The sequence below is a fragment of the Hyphomonas sp. UBA3601 genome (assembly GCF_002375605.1).
Taxonomy (GTDB): Bacteria; Pseudomonadota; Alphaproteobacteria; order Caulobacterales; family Hyphomonadaceae; genus Hyphomonas.
This window is the reverse complement of record NZ_DFME01000024.1, coordinates 41974-46391: the sequence shown is the minus strand read 5'-3', so window position 1 is coordinate 46391 and position 4418 is coordinate 41974. Positions and strand designations below refer to the sequence as shown.

The following is a 4418-nucleotide window of genomic DNA, read 5'->3' as shown; positions in this document are numbered from 1 at the left end:
GGCCTTTGCGGAGGCCGGATCGGCCGGCCAGTCATGCTTCGGATAGCGTCCGCGCATGTCCTTTGCCATGTCCAGATAGCCCGCCCCCCAGAACCGGCCGAGATCCTGTGTCGTGGCCACGGGCTTCCTGCCCGGCGACAGCATTTCCACCGTCACCGGCACCCGCCCTGACGCCAGGGTCGGATGCGCGCTCAGCCCATAGAAGGCCTGTGCCCGCGCAGACACCAGCGGCGCGCGATCATCGAGATAATCGACCTGCGCCGTCTGGCCGGAGGGCAGCGACAGGCTGAGCGGTGCCTCCTTGCGCAGCGCCTCCTGCACCTGCCAGTCGAGCGAGGCGATCAGGTCTTCGCGCACCGCATGGTGCGCAGGCACCTGCGCACCTTTCCGTTTCAACAGGGGGAACAACCAGTCGCTTGCCGTCTCAACCAGTTTCACTGTGTTCCAACCCGTTTCATCCAGGCACCCGGCTGTTTCAAGCATTGCAATCCGGGCCAGTGTTTCGCGCACCACATCGCCTGCGCCGATGGCTTCGAAGCCCTCTTCCGCAATTGCCTCAAGCATCGCGCGGGCGGCTACAGTCGGGCTCGGCTTTGGCAGCGGACTTTCCGACAGGATGATCGCGCCGAGCGCCTTCACCCGCCGCGCGGCAAATTTTCCGGTCTTTGGGTCGAAGGTCGCCCGGTCTTCGGAGACGATGCCGCCAATTTCCAGCGCGTCCGCCTCTGAAATCGGCGCGGCCAGCGAAATCCGCGCCTCTTTCGCTGCGCCGCCAAGGTCTGCAATCACCAGCCAATCCTGCTTCGCCAGCGATTCGGTCTCCGGCAGCATGGCTGCGCGCCCTGACGCCATGAGGTAGCTGCCCGCACTGCCGGGGCGCTTGCGGGCAATCTGGTCCGGCCAGGCGCGCGCCAGAAGTTTCGCCACATCCCCGCCCGGCGCAGCCCCCTTCCCCCAGCTTTTCGCCTGCGCCTTCAGGCTGCGGGCGCGCGGCGAGCCATCGCGGCGGAACCCGGCCAGCCGGTCGCGCAGATCCGGTGAATTTCCGCCCATGCCCCGTTCCCCGGCAAGAGCCGCAATCTCCGCCGCCAGCGCGCGCGCTTCCGCGTTCGGAGCGCTCGCCACCAGGGCACCAAGCCGGGGCGGCAAGGGCAGGCGAGCCATTTCAGAGCCAAGCACCGTCAACGCGCCCGTTTCATCAATGGCACCTAACGTCGAGAGCAGTTCCTGCGCCGCCTTCAGCCGTCCAGCAGGCGGCGCATCCATCCAGGTCAGGCGCGTTGCGTCTCGCTCGCCCCATTCCGCGAGGGTGAGAACGAGCCCGGAGAGATCACTTTTCAGAATTTCCGGAACCGGCGCGGCCATCAGGCCCCGCGTCGCCGCCTCATCCCATAACCGATAACAGACACCCGGCGACAATCGCCCCGCCCGGCCGCGACGCTGATCAACTGACGCACGCGAGGCCTTCACGGTGGACAAACGCGTCCCCAGCCCGCCGGCGGCCTCTTCCGCCACGCGCGAGAGGCCGGAATCGATCACGATCCGCACGCCTTCAATGGTCAGCGCGCTCTCCGCAATATCCGTCGCCAGCACAATCTTGCGCATTCCTTCCGGCGCCGGTGACACGGCCGCATCCTGCTCTGCCGGGCTCAATGCGCCGAACAGAGGGGCCACGCGCACATTGTCAGGCACGGTCTCTAGCTGTTCGGCCGTTCGCTGGATTTCCCGCGCGCCGGGCAGGAAGGCGAGGATCGAGCCCTCCTCTTCGCGCAGCGCCTTGCGCACAGCAGCTGCCATACGGTCTTCGATCCGGTCCTGCGACCGGCCGAGATATTTCGACTCCACGGGATATTGCCGCCCCTGACTCTCCACGACCGGAGCCCCGAGCACGCTGGATACCTTTTCCGTATCGAGCGTGGCCGACATGATCAGGATTCTCAGATCGTCGCGCAAAGCGCCCTGGGCTTCCATCGCCAGCGTCAGTCCCAAATCCGAATTCAGCCTACGCTCGTGGAATTCGTCAAAAATCACCGCGCCGACGCCTGCCAATTCCGGGTCGGAAAGGATGCGCCGCGTGAACAGGCCATCCGTAATCACCTCCACCCGCGTCGCCGCAGACACTTTCCGGTCCACCCTTGTCGTCAGGCCGACCGACTGGCCGAGCTTCTCTCCAAGAAAATTTGCCATTTGCTGCGCCGCCATGCGCGCCGCAATGCGCCGTGGCTCCAGCATGATGATCTTGCCTTCAATGATGGGGGCTTCGCCGAGCAGGCCCGCCAGCGCCAGGGGCACGCGCGTCGTCTTGCCTGCGCCGGGCGGCGCCGCGAGCACAAGCCGCGCATGGTCGCGCAGGCCCGCGCAGATTTCGGCCAGCACATCATCAATCGGCAAGTAGGGCAGGGAAGACTGCATCCTGCCTGATAGGCTTTTCATCATCCGACTGGCAAGCTGCAGGAATGCGCACCGCGCGATTGCCTTCCCCGGCAGCGCGCCGTACCGTCGGGCGCTACAGACGGGGCAGGAGCAGCTTATGAAATGGTGGTTTGGCATTGATCTCTGGAAACGGGTGATCGCAGGTCTGGTTCTGGGCGCACTCGTCGGCCTTGGCCTTCGCTATGGGCTCGGCCCGGAAGCCGCCAGCGACAATGTCTCCACCTGGGCCAAGCCTATTGGCGATGCCTTCATCAACCTCATCAAGATGCTGGTTGTCCCGCTGATCTTCACCACGCTGCTGTCCGGCGTGCTGGCCATGGGTGATCCCAAAAAGCTCGGCAGCCTCGGCGGGCGCGCCCTGCTCATGTATATGGGCACCACGGTCATTGCCGTCAGTTTCGGCCTGCTCATGGGCACGTTGATCCAGCCCGGCGCAGGCTTTGACCTCTCGATTGCCTCAGCGGCTGACATTGCCGAGGCTAAAGCCCGGCTCGATGCAAACCCGCAACCGGGCAGCATCGGCGAACAGCTGATGAATACGCTGCTCTCCATCATCCCGACCAATCCGGTCGCAGCCCTGACCAATGGCGACGTGCTGCAGATCATCTTCTTCGCCATCATGCTCGGCATCGGCATCCTGATGACGGGCGAAGCCGGCAAGCCACTCGCAAATGTCATCAACAGCGCGGCTGAAGCCGTCATGAAGCTGACGCTGATCGTCATGGAAACAGCACCATTCGGCGTCTTCGCCCTGATGGCCTGGGTGCTTGGCGAGCGCGGCCTCGACATTCTTGTCTTCCTCGGCAAGCTGACGCTCACCCATTATCTCGCCTGTATCCTGCACATCTTGATCACATATGGCCTGATCATTCGGGGCGGCTTGCGCCTGCCCCTGATCCCCTTCTTCCGCGGCGCGGTCGACGCGCAGGCCGTCGCCTTCTCGACATCTTCCTCGAATGCCACACTGCCCATGACGATTTCCTGTGCGCGGGAAAACCTGGGCATTGGCAAGCCGGTCGCCTCTTCCGTCCTGCCGCTCGGCGCGACGATCAACATGGACGGCACCGCGCTCTATCAGGGTGTGATTGCCCTGTTTGCGGCCCAGGCCATGGGCACGCCCATGACGGCCGGCATGTATCTCACCATCATCCTGATGGCGACGCTCGTCTCGATCGGCACAGCCGGCATTCCCTCGGTCAGCCTGTTCCTTGCCGCCACTACGCTCAGCGTGATCGGGGCCACGCCGGAACAGATTGTGGTCGTCATCGCCGTCCTGTTCCCGTTCGACCGCATCCTCGACATGATGCGCACCGTCACCAATGTGACGGGCGATCTCACCGTTGCGACGGCGGTGGCGAAATGGGAGGGCGAACTGGACGAAGAAATCTTCCGCGCCCGCGACCCGGTATAGACTGCGCTTTTCAACCCAGCTGACATTCCCACCCGTCCAGTCATCTTGCGTTCAACAATCGATTGTTACGTATAACCCAAGTTAAATCTGAACGGAGACGGGAATGGCTGGGATCAACCTTTTTGACATGCTGACACAAACGAATAATGGCGCTGCCGTACAACAGGTAGGGCAGCAGACTGGCCTGCAGCCGGACATGGCGCAAGCGGCTATCAAGGCCCTGTTGCCAGCCATCGCCGGTGGTCTTCAGCGTAATGTCCAACAGCCCGGCGGGCTTCAATCCCTGCTCGGCGCGCTGCAGAACGGCCAGCATGAGCAATATCTCGACCAGCCGGAATCTCTGGCTCAACCGAACGCCATCGCCGATGGCAATGCCATTCTCGGCCATTTGCTCGGGTCGAAGGACACCAGCCGAGCGGTCGCCGCGCAGGCTGCCCAGAAAACCGGCCTCAGCGAACAGGTCCTGAAATCCGTCTTGCCCATGGTTGCGTCCATGGCAATGGCCTCGCTTTCCAAGCAGACCAAGAAGCCTGACATGGCGGGCGCACTTGCCGGCATGTTGAGCGGCCAGCCG

3 protein-coding genes are annotated in these 4418 nt (G+C 63.8%); 2 read left to right on the top strand and 1 reads right to left on the bottom strand.

Annotation, left to right across the window (positions count from 1 at the left end):
* Positions 1-2412, bottom strand: a 2412-nt coding sequence (hrpB, locus tag B4F73_RS02485) for an ATP-dependent helicase HrpB (protein WP_290482429.1), incomplete at its 3' end; no start/stop codon positions are given.
* Between the two features lie 118 nt (positions 2413-2530).
* On the opposite strand from hrpB, the gene B4F73_RS02480 reads away from it, so the two are divergent.
* Complete coding sequence (locus B4F73_RS02480) at positions 2531-3844, top strand: dicarboxylate/amino acid:cation symporter (protein WP_206991887.1); 1314 nt, start codon at positions 2531-2533, stop codon at positions 3842-3844.
* A gap of 103 nt (positions 3845-3947) precedes the next feature.
* A partial coding sequence (locus B4F73_RS02475) for a DUF937 domain-containing protein (protein ID WP_290482428.1) occupies positions 3948-4418 on the top strand: 471 nt, incomplete at its 3' end.